This window comes from Spartinivicinus ruber (assembly GCF_011009015.1).
GTDB lineage: Bacteria > Pseudomonadota > Gammaproteobacteria > Pseudomonadales > Zooshikellaceae > Spartinivicinus > Spartinivicinus ruber.
In genome coordinates, this window is the sequence record NZ_CP048879.1 from 94,333 (window position 1) to 110,422 (window position 16,090).

Genomic DNA, 16,090 nt, shown 5'->3' on the forward strand with positions numbered 1-16,090 from the left:
ACACAATTATCCTGCTAATGCACAGAACTGTTCAAATATTGTCTTGTTATTAGCTGTTGAATCAGCATGCTGACCCTTTCTAAGCATATGCACCAACTCAATACCAGTTAGTGTAGATCGGGCACTATTGAATGATTTAAAGCCTAACATGGGTCGAGTGATGCGCTTAATAAACCGATGATCCTGTTCAACCCTGTTATTGAGGTACTTCACTTGCCTTATAACAACAGGCTTCTCCAGCTTTTTATTTACTTCTGCAATCGCGGCATTATTCGCTGCACTGCCATCAATAGTGATCTTCTCTGGCACGCCATTCGCACGAATGGTCTTCTTGAAAAAACGTTTGGCAGCCATAGTGTCCCGGTGTTTGGTAAATAAAAAGTCAATGGTCCGTCCTTGTTTGTCGACGGCCCGATACAGATAGTACCAGTCTTTCTTTACCTGGATATAGGTTTCATCCATGTGCCAACCGCGGCCGACAGGTGACTTCTTTTTTCGGAACGATTTTTCGAGCTTGGCTGAGTAGGCTACTACCTATCGTTGAATACTAGAATGATCGACAGGCACATTCCGATCTTGCATGAGTTCTTCTATATCGCGGTAACTCAATGCAAACCGAAGGTAATAATACACGGCTTGTAGTACAACGCATTTGGGAAAGTGACAACCTTTAAAGCGTTCATCTGCACTCATAGCGACTACCAAACAACCATAGGGCTAGCAGGAACGGGAAAGGCTATCATGTGGGGTAAAAGTTTGCGACAGAACCCGAATATAGTGCACCTCTAATAAGGGATTGAATTGCAGCGGATATTGGTTCCGCTTCAATTTAAAATTGAAAATAAATAAATGGAGCTGCTCCAGAAGATAAAGCAAGCAAACCATAAGCTACACATGCAATAGATATTGCTTGAACATATACAGGTAAGCGGCAATAAATCACCTTCCAGTCAAAAGTCCACTTACTTGGAGTAAAATGTAGTATTGTTACAGCTAGTAGACAGATCATACCAATAAAACTTAATGGTAGATTGGTATTATTGAAATCAAGCATTGCTTTTGCATAATTTATTGCATCTTCAACTGTTCCCCCTCTGAACAAAATACGCGTGAGTGAAATAATGTTAAAAATTAAAAATACTTGTAAGACTAAGCGCCAACCACTGTAAGAAAGTGTTAGGCCAAGTCTTTCTCTACGTAGACGGCGCCAACGCTCTATACATACCATGGCTCCATGACATAAACCATATAGAACAAAGTTCCACCCAGCACCATGCCATATTCCGATAGCAACAAAGGTGATGAGTAGGTTGAAATACACATTCCCTTGCTTTGATCCACCCAAACTAAAGAATAAATAATCACGAAAAAAAGATGACATAGAAATATGCCAGCGTTGCCAAAATTCTGAAATACTCACCGCTTTATAAGGACGATTGAAGTTAATAGGCAGTTCATAGCCTAGTGTTCTTGCTATACCTCTTGCAATATCTGTATAGGCTGAAAAGTCCATGTATACTTGAAAACTATAAGCATATATAGCAATTAGCAGGAACAAAGGTGAGAATTCTGATGGCTTAGCAAATACTGGGTCTACAATATGTAAGGCGAGTATATCAGCAAAAGCAATTTTTTTTATAAAACCACGAATTATTAGGGAGATGCCTGACTCAAAGCTATTGGGCTCTTCCTCCGAGGATTTTTCCAGCTGGGGTAGAAAATGATTGGCTCTTACAATAGGACCGGCAACCAGTTGTGGAAAAAAAGCTACAAAAAGTGCAAAATCTATACAACTTTGCACAGGTTTTATGTTTCCTCGGTAGATATCGAGCGTGTAACTAATACTTTGGAAAGTATAAAAAGAAATACCAATAGGTAGAATAATATCTAATAGCCTTAATTCTCCACTTGCTCCTACGATTGATAGGAGCTCTTGCATACTTTCGATGAAAAAATTTGCATATTTGAAATAGGCTAAAATTCCTAAATTTGAAATGAGTGATAGGGCTAGCCAGCCTTTTTTCTCTCCACTCGTCCTTGCCTGAAAAATTCGAGGGCCTATTACATAGTTGATTAGTGTGATTGTAAGTATTAGGCTAGCAAAGCGCCAGTCCCAACACATGTAAAAATAGTAACTGGCTATAAGTAAAAAAGCCTTCTTTAAATTATTTTTTCCCCAAAGGAAACCTCTAACTATAATAAGAACGATTATAAAAAATATAAAAAAATGAAATGATTGAAAGTTCATGTTAGTTTTCAACTGGTTGATTATTTGAATGAAAGCGGTGTCCTGTATTTATTAGCTTTTTTGCTAAATGTGATGCAACAACATCAGTACCTAGCTTTGTAAAGTGTGTGGCGTCACCAAAGTATTTAGCGCCACCAGGTAAAAATTGTTCTGTGTTGAATACATGAAATCCATATAGTTTGGCTTGATTGATAATAAATTTATTGTGAATATCATACACTTCATGTAATCCAGCTAAATTAAAACAGTCGTTATAAAATCTTGCTGTTTCAGATAGTGATAGCTGTTTTTCAATAGGCATATTTTTTCTGAAAGATCTAGCATTAGTCATTATTGTCATTGGTATATTTGTTTGTTTTACAAAGGATAATAGCGAAACTAGAGCTGACATATAACCAGAGGTATCTATTTGGCTGGGATCTAGATAATTAAACGATGGTATATTGGAATGAATCCATACAGTATTCTTTCGTATTAATTCTGTGCTCAACAACCAGCTAGGTAATTGTATTTGGGAAAGTTTATATTCATTGATAGGATTAGTTTCTGAGTTGCAATAACGACTTATATCATTGAAACCGGTATATAAGACAAGGTAATCTATTTCAAGCGGAAGTAATAACTTCTCTATGAGTTGTTTTTGCTCTTCAAGTGAAGAGCCTGCAATACCCGCATTAATGACTTTAATATGTTCAACATTTAGAATATTATTTAAATAATATTCTAAACGATAGGATAGGGTATCTTCATTTCTCGGTGTATAAGTTCCCATTACTGTTGATGCACCAACAATAGCCACTCTGAATTCACCATTCTCTTTTTTGCTGGTAAGCTCTGGACTTCGTAACCCTAACGAATTGGTTTCTATGGTCGCTTGCGAACCACTGATTTTGCTATTGGGGCGTAATAGTTTTAGGTTCAAATTATGGTTAATTTGATAAGTAGTTTCATTAGAAGCTGCATTAAATACGCTTTGTCCAAACCGTAAGTGAGAGCGAACTTGCAATAATAGCTCAGAAATAATCAACAGTATTATACTTAACAATAAAGAGTTTACTACTTTTTTAGTCGTATTTATTGCTGCTTTTTGAGTATTAGTTGATTTACTCAAGTTACTTCTCCTAACCAGCAGTAGTTTAATCTTTTCGATGTTTATTGTCCGCCGTTGGCGGTGTATACCCTTCTCGAATGATTTTTAGGGTTTGTTGTACCCTGAAGGGCATAAATCATCGCTAAGCACTAATCATTTATATATACATAAACTCATGGGCCTCATCGCTCGACGGCAGCCGCTAAAAATCATTCGCTTTGGTTATAAACGAGAGTATTTAAATCTAGCCAAACTCCGCTAAGGGCTAGCAATGTTGTTAATGATTACGCAAAGCTTTATGAGCAGCTTACCCATGCTAAAAGAGAATAGGTATAGTTTTTCTAGTTGAAGTATTGCTGACATTTTTTGGCTATTTTGGTGTGCAAATATTCATAATATTAAGCGCATACGGATTTACAAAAAATATAACACAAGTACACCTATTTCTTGTGAATTAACAATAGGGCGATTTAATTAAAACTAACATGAATTTTTAACTTGCCAGAATTAAGTATATTTTTACCAAATGCTTAAAGAGAGGGGCCAGACAAAAATCCCTTTAAACTTTTTGGTAGATTATATTTGTTACGAAATTGTAACAACACTTTATTTTAATTAAACATGCAATTTTAAATAAATAGTGAAGTTCCTTGTAGTAATTTTGAGGAGCGAATCAAAAACTGATTGTAGCTGGGCTCAGATAAAGTGATAAATTACGGTGGAAGTTTTTCACATTATTTTCCGTTGTTTTTACCATTAGCTGTAAAAAACTTCCGATAACTCCAGGAATAGATAAATTTTCTACTGCATAGGTATTATGTTACTGATTGGTGTAATACGTAATGTGATACACCTTCTGTTGGTCATTAGCTTTATCAATAAATGTAAGCAAACACTTTCGCCTGAGATTACACATAAGCTGGTTAATGCCAAGCTTTAAAAAAGACAGTTGATCTACATCCTTCACCCTGCTTAACTCAGATCACAATCAATACAACTGGGTAATCAAAGGATGATTTACCTGAAGTACAGTGACCCCGAAACCAACACCCACAAGTTTTATACCTTATTGATTCAAAAAGATCTGTTTGGCGACTGGTCGTTACTGAGGCAATGGGGCCGCATTGGTACTAAGGGGCAAACAAAGATCGACACCTTTGCTAGTTACGAAGAAGCTCAAGCGGCACTGAGCAAAATCAAGCAAGCAAAACTGCGCAAAGGCTACTCTTTCAAGCTCTCTGAGCTTGTGACCGTGTCACAGGCTATTGAGTAAATCACTAGTTTGCTATCAGTCTTTCCTACCAAATAGAAATTTCTGATTGTGAGACTCATGCTTTGCTATAAAATACTGTATATATATACAGTATTAAGTGAACAACAATGAAACTGACATCAATATACCCCCCTCAACAGCACTCAACACAAAAAGCGGTGCCTTTACTGACTAGCCGTGTGGCAGCTGGGTTTCCGTCCCCTGCCGACGACTACATTGAGACTGATTTGAATCTGCATGACTATGCAGTGAAGCATCCTGCAGCCACTTTTTTTGTTCGAGCGACAGGAGAATCCATGGTCGAAGTGGGAATTCAGCCCAATGATGTCTTGGTTGTCGATCGTGCTTTAACTGCACTCAATGGGGATGTTGTCATTGCGGCACTCGATGGCGAGTTAACGGTTAAGCAGCTGCAGCTAACAAAAAATAAAGCGTGGCTGATACCTCGCAATCCTGAGTTCAAACCTATTGAAATCACGAATCACTTAGATTGTGTAATTTGGGGTGTGGTAGCACATAGCTTACACAGCTTTCGCTAGTCATTACCCAGCCACCTTCATTAAAAAACTCTAATTCTTTAATTCGTACATAGGATATAGCGATGCAGAAAATATTTTTATTGGCTGCTGTATTAACGGTCATAAGTTCACTAAGTACTACAACCGTTGCTGAAGATAAAGCCGTACTATTAACAAAGACGTTTTCTGATAGCCGGGCAAGCTATAGCGTACATATTGATAATGGTAGTATTCAGGTGTTGCCTTCAAAGACACAAACAGCGCATTTTACTGTTTATTTAAAACCTATTGCAGGCGCTGAGTGCTTGGAAAAACGTACTACTTCTGACGAAACAGCCAGTGCCAAACTGAACTCGACGTGTCAGTTAAACCAAGAAAATTTTACGATTCAAACCAGTCAGGTTGAAGGCAAAACGCTCCTAAAACTCAACCAACAGGCCTATATTGAGCAGAGCTGGCAGGTATTTTTACCTGCGCAAGCGAGCCTGGATATTCGAGCCCGTCAAGGCAAAGCGGATATACAAGTGGTTTCTGGTGATTTAGATGTGGGTATTGTCTCTGGTGATGTCAAACTAGTCACATCGCCTACTCAGTATAAAAGCATGAAAATTATTACACTGGCCGGCAATATTTATTCTCAATCACAGCAGGATAACAATACTGATCATGATCCCAATATGGTGAGTCTAAGCAATCACGTTGATATACCAGGCTCAGGGGATGCCAATATTAAAGTCATTGTCGCGGCAGGTGATATTAATGTTGAAGAAAATGAATATTATTAAATCATTTCAGCAATTAATTTTCTTCTGCAAATACAGTGAATAGGCACTAGCCAGATTAACTGGCTAGCTTCCAATGAGTGACTAATTTACTGATATTGTGACCGACCGTGGTTAAATAAAATTCACCACCATTATCGTGGTATGCACGTATTTTTTCAGTGACTGGTTGGTCTCGATCGTGGTAGCGGCAAATTACGTCAACGCGGCTGTTCATGGGAGGTAGCGAGGTATTAATATCTTGGTATTCGTTGGTCATAGAGGCTTTCTGTTGTATGTAATTAATTTCATCATAACCCATTTTAAAAAAATCACATACGATATTTTTTTATCATAGACACCATGAATATTTTATGAATAATAACCTTTTATGCAGGCGGGTTTCTTGTTCTGATCATTCCCTCCTTTACCCCCCCCCTAGCCCGCCTGCCTTCACTTTTTCACCTTTTGAGTTTGCAGGCCAAGTGCCTGCTTTTTTTGCATGATATTCATTAAATTTACAATATTTTTTTATCATGGACGCTTCAATATTTTTCTGAATAATAGAGGTGGTTCTATCGATGTGGCATGTAAATGCAGGCCTTCGGGCCTGTTATTTATTTGTTTGAGGGGGCCGTTACATGATTAAAAAACTCTGTGCCGTCTCATTGGTGAGTCACCCCAAAGTCCTGGCACAAGGGGCTTTCAACGGTGAGTACTTAGTCATTGACCAGTTGACGCCGTTGAATGGACGACTGGAGCAGTGGCAGCCTGGGTTATTAGAAACAGTAGATAATGCACTTAATAAACAGTTTTTGGTTTTAGTAGAAGACGTTAGTCGTTTATTTAATATAGGTTATACCTTAACCCTGGATCAGTCCGCACCCGCTGAAAACCGCAGTTATCAAAATATTGCACTGGATTATTATTTTGCCTTAACTGGATTAGGCGAAATACAGGGTAACCAATTAGGTAATATTATTTTTCAGCATGGTTTACAACGCCATCAAATTCACCGCAATAGCATTAATATTGACAAAGACGACAAAGGGCGTAATCGTTATGACATTGATTATCAGCGATTTACCGGCTATCAACGGGCGGTTTTATTATTAGTCCTGGGTGCGTTGCACTTTAATCCTGCTTCTCGTGATTATTTAACCCAATTGTTAGGTAGTAAGCCGCCTGATAAGTTAGCTCACTTACCGCCAGGGCTAGTGGCGATTATTCGAGGGCGCTAACATGCAACCTGCTCGCTTATCCCCACTTACCATACAGGATCCATTATTACGGACGCAGTTTTATAAAGCGTTACGTAGTCCCCTGCCCGACTGGCAACGTCATGAAGTCGCCCTCGATGAAGTATTAATGCCCGAGCTTATTTCCCTGCGCTTTTATGGTACGCCGCAGCTAAAAAAAATTGTGGTCATTATTGCGCAACTAGATGATATGCGTGGAGCGTTAAAAGCCGGCACAACCCTACAGTTGCCGCCCATTAAGTGGATTCGCCAGCAAATCAAAGTGTATGCTGATCGAGAGGGTAAAAAATGAATCCATTTAAGGGCATAAACTTTCGGCATCAGGATCGTGAGTTTGCAGAACTACGACGGCAGCTTCGTCAAAACCGTGGGCATGCAAAACGCACACTATCGCCCAACCAAATCCGCATGGCCATTCGCACCGGGGAAATGCCCCCCAATGCGGAAGTCTTGATTGGTACTCGGGAAGACGGTACCCCTTTTACCATTGAGGATTTAAAAGGGTTTGCCCAAGCCCAAAAACGCTTGGCAAAACAATTTGGCTCGGCTAAAGGTGTGCCCATTGATCAATTAATTGCTTCATCTCGGGCGATTGATGTGGAACGGGCTAATTTGGAAATTCGTTCTGCACGGCTATATAAAATCCATGGTTCAACTTTAACATTCAGTGTGACTGCCAGTGGTAAATACCAGGCCGACTTTCATCAGGTGAAAGTACGGTTAGAAGACTGGTGGCGTCAGTTAACAGATACGGGGGATGTCAAACGGGCCATGAACCAAACTCTGGCTGGTCCCGTATCCTTTGACTGTGACTGCGGTCGTCATCAGTTCTGGTATCGCTATGTTGCAACCGTGGGTGGTTTTGCCATTCAGCCCTATGAAAAAGACTTCCCGAAAGTCCGTAACCCCAGTTTAAGCGGCTGTTGTTGTAAACATGTATTGAAGGTTTTCCGGACTTTAAAAAGTCCTACGGTGAAAACCCAATTAACCCAGCAAATGATTCGCCAGGCAGAACAGGTAGGATTTGCTGGCGATACCCGTAATCAATTTATGACTCGGCAAGATCACCAACAACTTAAACGGGCGCGTGTCGGTGAATTAAATCAGGAAAAAATTCGTGCTGAACTCGCTAGACAAGCCAGTTTAGGGTTACGCCGTCACGTCAATAAACCGGGTAACCGCAAAAAAATTAATCGAGTGAGAACCCAAATGACTCAGCAATTAACCGTACAACAACGAACCCAAATCCAACAGGAATTAGCCTTTGCCCAGCGTTATCACCTCCCGGCTACTACCGTGTATCAAAAATTTGCAGGTGAATTAGGCATGTCTGCAGAGGCTATAAAACAGCAATTATGATCCAACCCCAGGATTTTTTAGCACTAACGGAACGACTGGCGAATGATACAAAACAATTTTTGTTTCAGTCACAGGATGTACGCCAGGTGTTGTTATTTAAGGCCTTGCAAGAGCATACGACTGATGTGTTAGACCCAGTCGGTACCCTGGAGCAACACGAAACCGCCGTGAACTATGCCGCTCCGATCATTGTAAAAGCGCGGTTTTTTCCCAATGACAGCCCACAAAACTTATTAGCAGCGGGGTTTCAATCAGCGCCTGATTTTGAAAGCCCTAAAACGGTCTTGCTCGACTCAGGGCCAGTGCCTGAACAAAGCATTCTCTGGTGTGAAGATCGCTTGCCCAATGACAAGAAAACAGTTGAGTTATTTTATGTATTGGCTGCTTTGCCTATCGGCAAACATGGGCTAGTAGGCGCTAAACATCAGGTGTTACCCATGAGCCATGCCGACACACATGCATTACTGGCCTTAATTGATGAGGATGAATCCCATGCTTAATGCTAACAATTGGCCACAACAACCCAATAACGATTTACGTATAGACACCGCCTGGCGTGAGAATTACTCGGGTGCCACAATAAATCGCAAATTAGCCGGCGTGCTACCAGCTGGAATTTATAGCGGCTTTCATGTCACGATTGATCAAAGTGCCCCTTTTCAAGTGTTGGTTGGTGACACTACGGCAGAATCCATTGCAGTAATTGAAACCCAAGGCTATTCACTGACTGCACGCATGCCGGCTGGGATGCAAAAAGCATTAACCATCACCCCAGGTGAAACCCTACATGTAGTGCTTGCTGTCGATTATCAATTGAATCAGGTGAGTACAGTTGAGCTCATGGTAACCCCTACCCTGACTCCTAACAGTGTGGTATTAGCTACCCTGCAAGTGCCGTCAGATGCTGAAGCATTAACCCCAACTATGTTAGATGTCAGTCGACGTATTGTACGCATTCCTGTATTAACCCATGAGCAAAAGGCTAACCCGCACCCACAATATCAGTTAGTGGCTAACATGCCACACATTATTGATCAATTAACGGTAGATCAGGCCGATGCGTGTTTATCAGCGCGGCAAGGTAAAAAATTGCATGAATTAATTAAAAACCTTCCCCCCACCATTGATCATTTACGCTCTCAATCGGCGACCGACACCTTATCCGCCAATCAAGGTCGTATTTTAAAAGAAATGATCGATACCATTAATGCCTTTTTATCATCAGATGGCGATGAAATTGAGTCCCTAAAAAATATTGTTGAATATATTAAACAAAACAAAGAAAACCTGCAGAATTTAGGGATCGATCATATTGCAGGTTTACGGGATGCTTTAAATACTAAACTGGATAAAGCCCGCTTTGAGCAACTCGCTATACCAGATGTAGCAAAATTGACAGCGGTATTAGACAGTAAAGCGGATGATGAGTCGGTTTATAAAAAAACCGGAGGGCCACTCAGTGGGCCAGTGCATTTTGATATTATTCGCAGTGGTACGAGTCATGGCATTAACTGGACGGGTTTAACCGATAAGTTTTCAATTCATGTAAGGGAAATTGCAGGGAGCGAGTATCGTTGCGGACTATTCTTTCAGGCTGGCGATGACCCCAACGATACCTTTATATTTGAGCACTATAACGATACTCAACCTAAACAAATTTTAGTAATGGATCATAATGTCGCTACCATGGATGTTAATTTTACATGCAATGGAGCGATTTACGCGAAAGGCGATGTAACGGCATTTTCTGATCGTCGTTTAAAACAGCACATAAATCCCATCTCAGCCCCGCTTAAAAAACTAAAGCAGTTAGGCGGTTACCACTATCAACGAACCGATACCGGCAACTACCAAGTCGGTTTAATTGCTCAGGAAGTACAGCAGGTACTGCCAGACTCCGTTAAAACGACACCAGACGGCTACCTATCAATTAACAATACCGGTGTCGTTGCCTTACTAGTTGAAGCCGTTAAGGCACTGTCCAATAAAGTCTCTGTTTTAGAGGAGCAATTGCATGGCAGTTAGGTGTGAAGGACCCATCGCATTTACTGATATTGCCACTGAATATAAAGGCAATAAACCGCTGCATTTATCTCAATATTACCGCGGTAAAAGCCTGGTCCCAGATGCCCCTTCTAATGCCAAAATTGCCACGACGGGCGCTATCGCTTTTAGCCAGTTTTATTGTAGTGCTAACCAGGTCATTAAACATATCAGCAGCTCTGTAGTGAATGGCACCAGTGCCGATGCTTGGTTTACACCCGGTGAACGACAAGCATCGTGTATTTTAATTGTTAATGCTGGGGTATACGTCACGGGCCATGGAGGGGCTGATCGTCATGGTGGTGGCAATGGTAATCCTGGCGGGACCGGCATGATGGTTAATATGGGTTATTTCCCTGGCGGGTTAACCATCGAAGTTTTCGGTCATGTTTGGGGCGGTGGTGGTGGAGGCGCCAGCGGACGATTTAGGCACAGTTATTCAGGCGGCAACGGTGGTACAGGTATTGTCTTGAGTAACGGTACCTTAAAACTAAAAGTACACGCGGGTGGTAGTGTTATTGGTGGCGGCGGCGGTGGAGGTAGCTCTAGAGAAGATAAAAATGATGGCGGTGGCGGCGGACAACCCTATGGTGGTAGAGGCACCGGTGAATATTACAGTGGGGCAGGCCGAGGCAGTTTACATGGTCCAGGTCATGGCTCTAATTACCAGTGGCGATCTTGTCGTACACATGGTCGTGGTGAAGAACGTACCTGTCATAACCACCATAATTACTCCGGCGCTGGTGGTGCAGTTGGCCACCATGGCGCAGGGGGTAATCATGGTTCATCGGGTGGAAGGGCTGGTGCGGCTACGGCTGGGAGTATTCAATGGCTATAGTTTCGCTCCCGACACTCAGCAACCTATCAATGGTAGATAAAGCACTGGGTTGTCACCTGGTTAAGGCCTATGAAACCATTACATCTGACGATCCTAATTTACAATCTTTTTTTGTTAGACCATCCTATCGCAAGATATTTCGAGGTGAATTGGATAGTCCATTAGTATTCATGAGCCAACTGGGCAAACAAGGATACTTTCAGCAGCAAAACCAAACGAATGCCGTTACCCTACCGCTGATTTATTATTTTCGGGATATCAGTTTAGCCAGTGCCGACCCTGAACATTATGGCGGCATCTATCAGGATATACTCTGGTTAAAAGATCTGGAAAAACCCTATCAACTACAGGTGATGTATTTTGATATTACCTATCGGTTGGTTTTTGTTGGACACGAACGCAATCACCCCGAGCAATTAGCGCTCGTCTGGTACTTTTTTATTAACCAAAAACAACACAATCACCACAAAATCCCGCTGCACTATCAAATAGGAGCGGAAAAACTCACCGCTGAAGCCTATATCCGTGAGCCTGAAACATTGCTAGCAACCGATATCAGTTTGGATCCTCATCAAGAAAGCCGATTATTTGCCCTGGAATTACAACACACCTTATTAACACCGATTCTGGTAGGAAAAGAGAGCCAGTTAATCGCGCCAGTTCATTTTAATTTGCGAGTCTTTCCCTTTGGCAGTCAACCCCGCATTTGAACATGTTTTAATTCAGGAAGTTCGTTATCAGGATAAACCCTTAGATTTAAGCTGGTTAATCGAAGCGGTTTATATTGAAACATTGGATTTATCCGGGCCTAAATTAATCTTAAAACTCAATGATCGCGAAGCGATTTTTCGGGATGATGTAGGCATTAAACCTTTTGAAGTAATAACAGTTACCTTAGCGGACCCCTACCGACGGGATGAATTAGACACGATAGAACGCTTTGTGATTTTAACCATGCCGATGGATGCTGAATCAGTGTTAACCCTCAATTGCCTGAGTGAGGTGATTTTTCAACTAAAAACCCCAGCAACTCAGGCCCGTTTTTTTGTGAGAGAGACACCCACCACTGTGGTTAAATCCCTGGTGAATCATACAGCAATACAAGCCGGTGCGTTTCCAGCCATCGAGGATTATCACCTGTTGCCCAGTATGCGGCCCAGTCGCTTACTCAAACAAATAGCCCGAGAAAATGCGGCAGTGATTTATTATCAACGCCAGCAGTTTACGTTTAAGCCCATTAAATCTTTGTTAGATAAAACAGCTCTCATTTCCTACCACTACAACGATACACGTCAACAAAATCAGATGGTGTCGCTTAAACAAGCCAATGCGGATCCACTGATTCAGAGCTTTACCCAACGCCAGTTTATTGGTTGGCACTTATCCCAAGGTGCTTTTAATGCGAACAATGCAAATGCTACTGCTTCATCCACGGCACCGCGTGAGGTGGTAGGATTTAAGAGCCCGATTACGTTAGCCAATTTAAATACGCATTTAATGCCCACTTTAGAATTTACCTGCTTAGGTAATGGTGCCTTAAAAGCGGGTATTACCCTGCAGCTGGTGTTTAATCGCAGTCATGCTGAATTACCGATTGATGAGAGTTTACCCAATAAGGTGGTTATTCAATCCGTTTCACATCGTTATGCGGTCCAGAAATACCAATGCCGGGTTAAAACCTGTTTGCCTTTAAACAATGAATATTAATACCACTGAGTTAAATTCTCCCCTCTCCCCTACGCAATATCATGGCCAGGTCGTTAATACCGATGACCCAAAAAAATGCCAGCGAGTTCAGGTACAAATTTTGGGATTAACCGAAGGGGTGCCAACCGAAAAATTACCCTGGGCCGAGTATTTATTACCCATCGGTGCACGTTATAACGCTGGCAGTTTTAACCCCGTGCAGGTAAGCGACTGGGTATGGGTGGATTTTCCGTATATCAGCCATGGGCAACCCGATACACGACGCCCGCGCATTATTGGCAGTGCTCACTTTTGTCCGGAAGCTAAGCCCAATACACCCCATGAGTCGTGGGCGGGGCCTGAATCCTTTAATCATCAACGCACTGATGAAGAGCCCAAGCCAACTGCAGCACAATATCACCAATCATCCGTGATTACACAACATGGGATTACTGTCGAGTATGAACCGCCAGGTTGTTACCGTGTCACACATCGTTCAACCGGCACCGCTTTTGAGTTAAACGAGCAAGGTGCAGTATTGCACAGTGAACAAAAAACCTTATTTTCCAGCAAAACGAAAACCAAACTGATTGCCGGTAATCAATTAACCATAAATGTCCTGGCTGGTGATGCCATACTCAATGTACAAAACGGCAATTTGTCCATTAAATCGGCAAAAAATATTATTTTCGAAGCAGGCCAACATTTTATTGTGAGAGCGAAAAAGTTTATTGAGGAGTTGGGTTAATGCCGGCTATTGCAATATTAGGCTCTATCTGTAGTGGTCATGGCTGTTGGCCACCTCGTGCAAACAGTGAAGGCGAACCCCTGCATACCATCAATGGAAAACCGGTGCATTGTAAGGGACATCGCTGGCTACCCCACACCTGTCCTACCATACCTGAAACGCATGCTGGCGTGACTTCAAGTGGCAGTCCCAACCATATTATTAATGGCAAACCTGTAGCGCGAGTCGGGGATAGTGTGAGTTGTGGATCAACGATTGCAGCTGGTGAAACTCTCCATGTAATGGGCTGAATATCATTGATAAAATAACGGTTAGCCTGAAGTAAAAATTACTATACCAACATCAGAATCATATATAAAGCAACAATTCATAAATTTTGTTTTATTATATTATTTTCAATATACGCAATCTATTGTAGATTGAAAAGCACAAAGATTATTATAATCAAATGATAAACGATACCTAATATTAAAATAGTATTTGAAACGATGAAGCAGCAAGAAATATATCAATCAAACAGTATCTATAAAGCTTTCCCAGACTGGGATCAAGTTTTCAACAAAAATGAAAGAGGCGTATTACTGCCCATTGGCTTAGTTTCTTTCTCGGCTTTTGATAATAATTACGATGATCAAGTTTTAATTGCGTTACCTATAGAGCCTGAAGAAGGTTTAATAGGAGACAATACTGGTGAATATGGTAACGAAACCTGCTCTGACATTTGGCTAAGTTATTCTTACGTAGATGGGAAGTGGCAACTAGACTGTGATATACGTCTTTTCATGAAAGAGCACCCAGACTGGTGTGATGATGAAAATATGCTCAACTACTATCAAGAAACTATATCTTACTTTAAAAAGGTTAAAAATTTTTATCAAAAGAATGGTTTCATACAATACTGCGATATAGAAAATCCAAATATTGAGTATAAAGAAGACCTTATCACATTAGGAGGATTAACACCTTCAGGACAAAACTGGGATGCTTATGCAGGTTATCCTTATACCTTCAATGAGACGTTTGGTGAAGATGAGTTAACTCTTTTTAACAGCCAAGGTGACAAATACCAATATATTGGTACAGTATCAGAGTACTATTACAAAGATGGTGGTGATACTGCTCATTTCTTTTACGAGCCAAAATCAAAAAATGTACGTTTAGTAGTTGATTATTCGTGATGAATAGTACCAGGTGCAACAATTATAAACTCTAGCTGTTGTGGACACAGTTGCTGGTCTCTCCGTGTCAATAACGAAGGGGCCTTCTACATTCCATCAACGGAAATCCTATCCACTATAAGAGATACTGCTAGTTACCCCACACCAGCCCTTCAATTCCTGAAACCCATGCAGGGGTGACTTTAAGACGAAGTCCCAACCACATTATCAATGGCAAACCAGTAGCACGTGTCGGTGATAGTGTCAGCTGTCGCTCAACGATTGCTACGGGTGAAGCAAACCATAGTATCAATGGATAGCAATTGCCTCATGACTAGAAACACTTAAGAATATGATCTTTTTCAGTAAAAGGAGTATTTATTATGACATTAACAGGTCTTCCTACAAAAAAAGCTGCAATAGCAATTTTACTACAAATAGTGTTTTGGGTTAGTTTAGGAATTATAGCCAGTCTATTTGTGGAGTTATCACCAGATATTGCTCCTGATATAGTTGATAAAGGTATTCAAGAAGCAGGTTCTAAACATTATTTCCATGCAATAGGAAGTTTAGGATTATTTATTGCCATACTTACTATCGGCTTTTTAGATTTAAAGCACCACTTCAACAACGTGGCTTTCAGACTAATGTCTAACATCGCAGGTTATATATCAGTAACATTACTTTTTGCAACTATTGATATCTTTTCATTTTATTATGGCGCTAAAATAGCTGTAATACTTGAAATAGCACCAACTCTTTATGCTGTGTTATTTAATACCGTAGTTATTGGTGTAACCTATTTAGCACTTGGAATATTTACTATTATCATACCTTTGCTGCTATTTTTTGTGATGTCTGAACAAACCTCAAAGCCGTGGCAGTTCTATTTTGAATACTTCCCATGGCATTACAGATTTTTAACTATAACCTCAATCCCAGCTACATTTATTTTTGTTTGTAACCTTATATATTCTTAGCGCAGTTATCAAAAAAACCCCTTTACAGGGGCATAATATAGATATTAATTGCTTTATAACTGAGCAAATTCACTATAGACAAGTTGGTTAAAGATTGGCAATAGCTTTCCTTCACTGACGGTGTAGGAAA

General features: G+C 40.9%; 19 protein-coding genes and 1 pseudogene. 16 read left to right on the plus strand and 4 right to left on the minus strand.

Annotated features, from left to right (window positions below; genetic code table 11):
• Positions 1–6 precede the first annotated feature (6 nt).
• From G4Y78_RS29185 to G4Y78_RS29195, 3 genes and pseudogenes are all read right to left on the minus strand, one after another.
• A pseudogene (locus G4Y78_RS29185) lies at positions 7–693 on the minus strand (IS6 family transposase).
• A 136-nt stretch (positions 694–829) separates the two neighbouring features.
• Positions 830–2,248 (minus strand): MBOAT family O-acyltransferase, encoded by a 1,419-nt coding sequence (locus tag G4Y78_RS29190; RefSeq protein WP_163836746.1) that lies wholly within the window; start codon positions 2,246–2,248, stop codon positions 830–832.
• A gap of 1 nt (position 2,249) precedes the next feature.
• Entirely contained in the window at positions 2,250–3,359 is a 1,110-nt protein-coding gene (locus tag G4Y78_RS29195; RefSeq protein WP_163836747.1) for a hypothetical protein, read from the minus strand.
• 991 nt (positions 3,360–4,350) lie between these two features.
• Here G4Y78_RS29195 and G4Y78_RS29200 point away from each other — a divergent pair.
• From G4Y78_RS29200 to G4Y78_RS29210, 3 genes are all read left to right on the plus strand, one after another.
• A complete protein-coding gene (locus tag G4Y78_RS29200) occupies positions 4,351–4,611 on the plus strand; it encodes a WGR domain-containing protein (RefSeq protein ID WP_163836748.1) in 261 nt (86 codons plus the stop codon).
• A gap of 107 nt (positions 4,612–4,718) precedes the next feature.
• Positions 4,719–5,150, plus strand: a complete 432-nt coding sequence (locus G4Y78_RS29205; protein WP_163836749.1) for a LexA family protein — start codon at positions 4,719–4,721, stop codon at positions 5,148–5,150.
• A 62-nt stretch (positions 5,151–5,212) separates the two neighbouring features.
• On the plus strand, positions 5,213–5,914 hold the full coding sequence (locus G4Y78_RS29210) for a DUF4097 family beta strand repeat-containing protein (RefSeq protein ID WP_163836750.1): 702 nt from the start codon (positions 5,213–5,215) through the stop codon (positions 5,912–5,914).
• Positions 5,915–5,969: 55 nt separating this feature from the next.
• On the opposite strand, the gene G4Y78_RS29215 is transcribed toward G4Y78_RS29210, so the two are convergent.
• Positions 5,970–6,170: a hypothetical protein gene (locus G4Y78_RS29215; protein WP_163836751.1), complete on the minus strand. Its 201-nt coding sequence runs from the start codon at positions 6,168–6,170 to the stop codon at positions 5,970–5,972.
• A 361-nt stretch (positions 6,171–6,531) separates the two neighbouring features.
• Here G4Y78_RS29215 and G4Y78_RS29220 point away from each other — a divergent pair, with 361 nt between their 5' ends.
• The 13 genes from G4Y78_RS29220 to G4Y78_RS29280 all read left to right on the plus strand — a co-directional run bounded on the left by G4Y78_RS29220 (position 6,532) and on the right by G4Y78_RS29280 (position 15,960).
• Entirely contained in the window at positions 6,532–7,131 is a 600-nt protein-coding gene (locus tag G4Y78_RS29220; RefSeq protein ID WP_163836752.1) for a hypothetical protein, read from the plus strand.
• Position 7,132: 1 nt separating this feature from the next.
• A complete protein-coding gene (locus G4Y78_RS29225; RefSeq protein WP_163836753.1) occupies positions 7,133–7,441 on the plus strand; it encodes a hypothetical protein in 309 nt (102 codons plus the stop codon).
• Positions 7,438–8,508: a hypothetical protein gene (locus G4Y78_RS29230; protein ID WP_163836754.1), complete on the plus strand. Its 1,071-nt coding sequence runs from the start codon at positions 7,438–7,440 to the stop codon at positions 8,506–8,508. The genes G4Y78_RS29225 and G4Y78_RS29230 overlap by 4 nt, the downstream gene beginning before the upstream one ends.
• Positions 8,505–9,008: a hypothetical protein gene (locus G4Y78_RS29235; RefSeq protein WP_163836755.1), complete on the plus strand. Its 504-nt coding sequence runs from the start codon at positions 8,505–8,507 to the stop codon at positions 9,006–9,008. The genes G4Y78_RS29230 and G4Y78_RS29235 overlap by 4 nt, the downstream gene beginning before the upstream one ends.
• On the plus strand, positions 9,001–10,533 hold the full coding sequence (locus G4Y78_RS29240; RefSeq protein ID WP_163836756.1) for a tail fiber domain-containing protein: 1,533 nt from the start codon (positions 9,001–9,003) through the stop codon (positions 10,531–10,533). The genes G4Y78_RS29235 and G4Y78_RS29240 overlap by 8 nt, the downstream gene beginning before the upstream one ends.
• Positions 10,523–11,389 (plus strand): hypothetical protein, encoded by an 867-nt coding sequence (locus G4Y78_RS29245; RefSeq protein WP_163836757.1) that lies wholly within the window; start codon positions 10,523–10,525, stop codon positions 11,387–11,389. The genes G4Y78_RS29240 and G4Y78_RS29245 overlap by 11 nt, the downstream gene beginning before the upstream one ends.
• Positions 11,380–12,099 (plus strand): hypothetical protein, encoded by a 720-nt coding sequence (locus G4Y78_RS29250; RefSeq protein WP_163836758.1) that lies wholly within the window; start codon positions 11,380–11,382, stop codon positions 12,097–12,099. Before G4Y78_RS29245 ends, G4Y78_RS29250 begins: the two co-directional genes overlap by 10 nt.
• Positions 12,077–13,096, plus strand: a complete 1,020-nt coding sequence (locus tag G4Y78_RS29255) for a hypothetical protein (RefSeq protein WP_163836759.1) — start codon at positions 12,077–12,079, stop codon at positions 13,094–13,096. Before G4Y78_RS29250 ends, G4Y78_RS29255 begins: the two co-directional genes overlap by 23 nt.
• On the plus strand, positions 13,086–13,823 hold the full coding sequence (locus tag G4Y78_RS29260) for a phage baseplate assembly protein V (RefSeq protein ID WP_163836760.1): 738 nt from the start codon (positions 13,086–13,088) through the stop codon (positions 13,821–13,823). Before G4Y78_RS29255 ends, G4Y78_RS29260 begins: the two co-directional genes overlap by 11 nt.
• Positions 13,823–14,113: a PAAR domain-containing protein gene (locus G4Y78_RS29265; RefSeq protein WP_163836761.1), complete on the plus strand. Its 291-nt coding sequence runs from the start codon at positions 13,823–13,825 to the stop codon at positions 14,111–14,113. Before G4Y78_RS29260 ends, G4Y78_RS29265 begins: the two co-directional genes overlap by 1 nt.
• A gap of 198 nt (positions 14,114–14,311) precedes the next feature.
• The gene (locus G4Y78_RS29270; protein ID WP_163836762.1) at positions 14,312–15,001 is read left to right on the plus strand and encodes a hypothetical protein; all 690 of its coding nucleotides are present in this window, start codon (positions 14,312–14,314) and stop codon (positions 14,999–15,001) included.
• A gap of 155 nt (positions 15,002–15,156) precedes the next feature.
• Entirely contained in the window at positions 15,157–15,300 is a 144-nt protein-coding gene (locus G4Y78_RS31830) for a PAAR domain-containing protein (protein WP_163836798.1), read from the plus strand.
• Positions 15,301–15,363: 63 nt separating this feature from the next.
• Entirely contained in the window at positions 15,364–15,960 is a 597-nt protein-coding gene (locus tag G4Y78_RS29280) for a hypothetical protein (RefSeq protein WP_163836763.1), read from the plus strand.
• The last annotated feature ends 130 nt before the right edge of the window (positions 15,961–16,090 follow it).

Coding starts and splice junctions, on each gene's coding strand:
- G4Y78_RS29240 (WP_163836756.1), top strand. CDS start 9,001: ATGCTTAATGCTAACAATTGGCCACAACAACCCAATAACGATTTACGT.
- G4Y78_RS29205 (WP_163836749.1), top strand. CDS start 4,719: ATGAAACTGACATCAATATACCCCCCTCAACAGCACTCAACACAAAAA.
- G4Y78_RS29280 (WP_163836763.1), top strand. CDS start 15,364: ATGACATTAACAGGTCTTCCTACAAAAAAAGCTGCAATAGCAATTTTA.
- G4Y78_RS29200 (WP_163836748.1), top strand. CDS start 4,351: ATGATTTACCTGAAGTACAGTGACCCCGAAACCAACACCCACAAGTTT.
- G4Y78_RS29235 (WP_163836755.1), top strand. CDS start 8,505: ATGATCCAACCCCAGGATTTTTTAGCACTAACGGAACGACTGGCGAAT.
- G4Y78_RS29220 (WP_163836752.1), top strand. CDS start 6,532: ATGATTAAAAAACTCTGTGCCGTCTCATTGGTGAGTCACCCCAAAGTC.
- G4Y78_RS29245 (WP_163836757.1), top strand. CDS start 10,523: ATGGCAGTTAGGTGTGAAGGACCCATCGCATTTACTGATATTGCCACT.
- G4Y78_RS29215 (WP_163836751.1), bottom strand. CDS start 6,170: ATGACCAACGAATACCAAGATATTAATACCTCGCTACCTCCCATGAAC.
- G4Y78_RS29225 (WP_163836753.1), top strand. CDS start 7,133: ATGCAACCTGCTCGCTTATCCCCACTTACCATACAGGATCCATTATTA.
- G4Y78_RS29190 (WP_163836746.1), bottom strand. CDS start 2,248: ATGAACTTTCAATCATTTCATTTTTTTATATTTTTTATAATCGTTCTT.
- G4Y78_RS29250 (WP_163836758.1), top strand. CDS start 11,380: ATGGCTATAGTTTCGCTCCCGACACTCAGCAACCTATCAATGGTAGAT.
- G4Y78_RS29210 (WP_163836750.1), top strand. CDS start 5,213: ATGCAGAAAATATTTTTATTGGCTGCTGTATTAACGGTCATAAGTTCA.
- G4Y78_RS29230 (WP_163836754.1), top strand. CDS start 7,438: ATGAATCCATTTAAGGGCATAAACTTTCGGCATCAGGATCGTGAGTTT.
- G4Y78_RS29265 (WP_163836761.1), top strand. CDS start 13,823: ATGCCGGCTATTGCAATATTAGGCTCTATCTGTAGTGGTCATGGCTGT.
- G4Y78_RS29260 (WP_163836760.1), top strand. CDS start 13,086: ATGAATATTAATACCACTGAGTTAAATTCTCCCCTCTCCCCTACGCAA.
- G4Y78_RS29270 (WP_163836762.1), top strand. CDS start 14,312: ATGAAGCAGCAAGAAATATATCAATCAAACAGTATCTATAAAGCTTTC.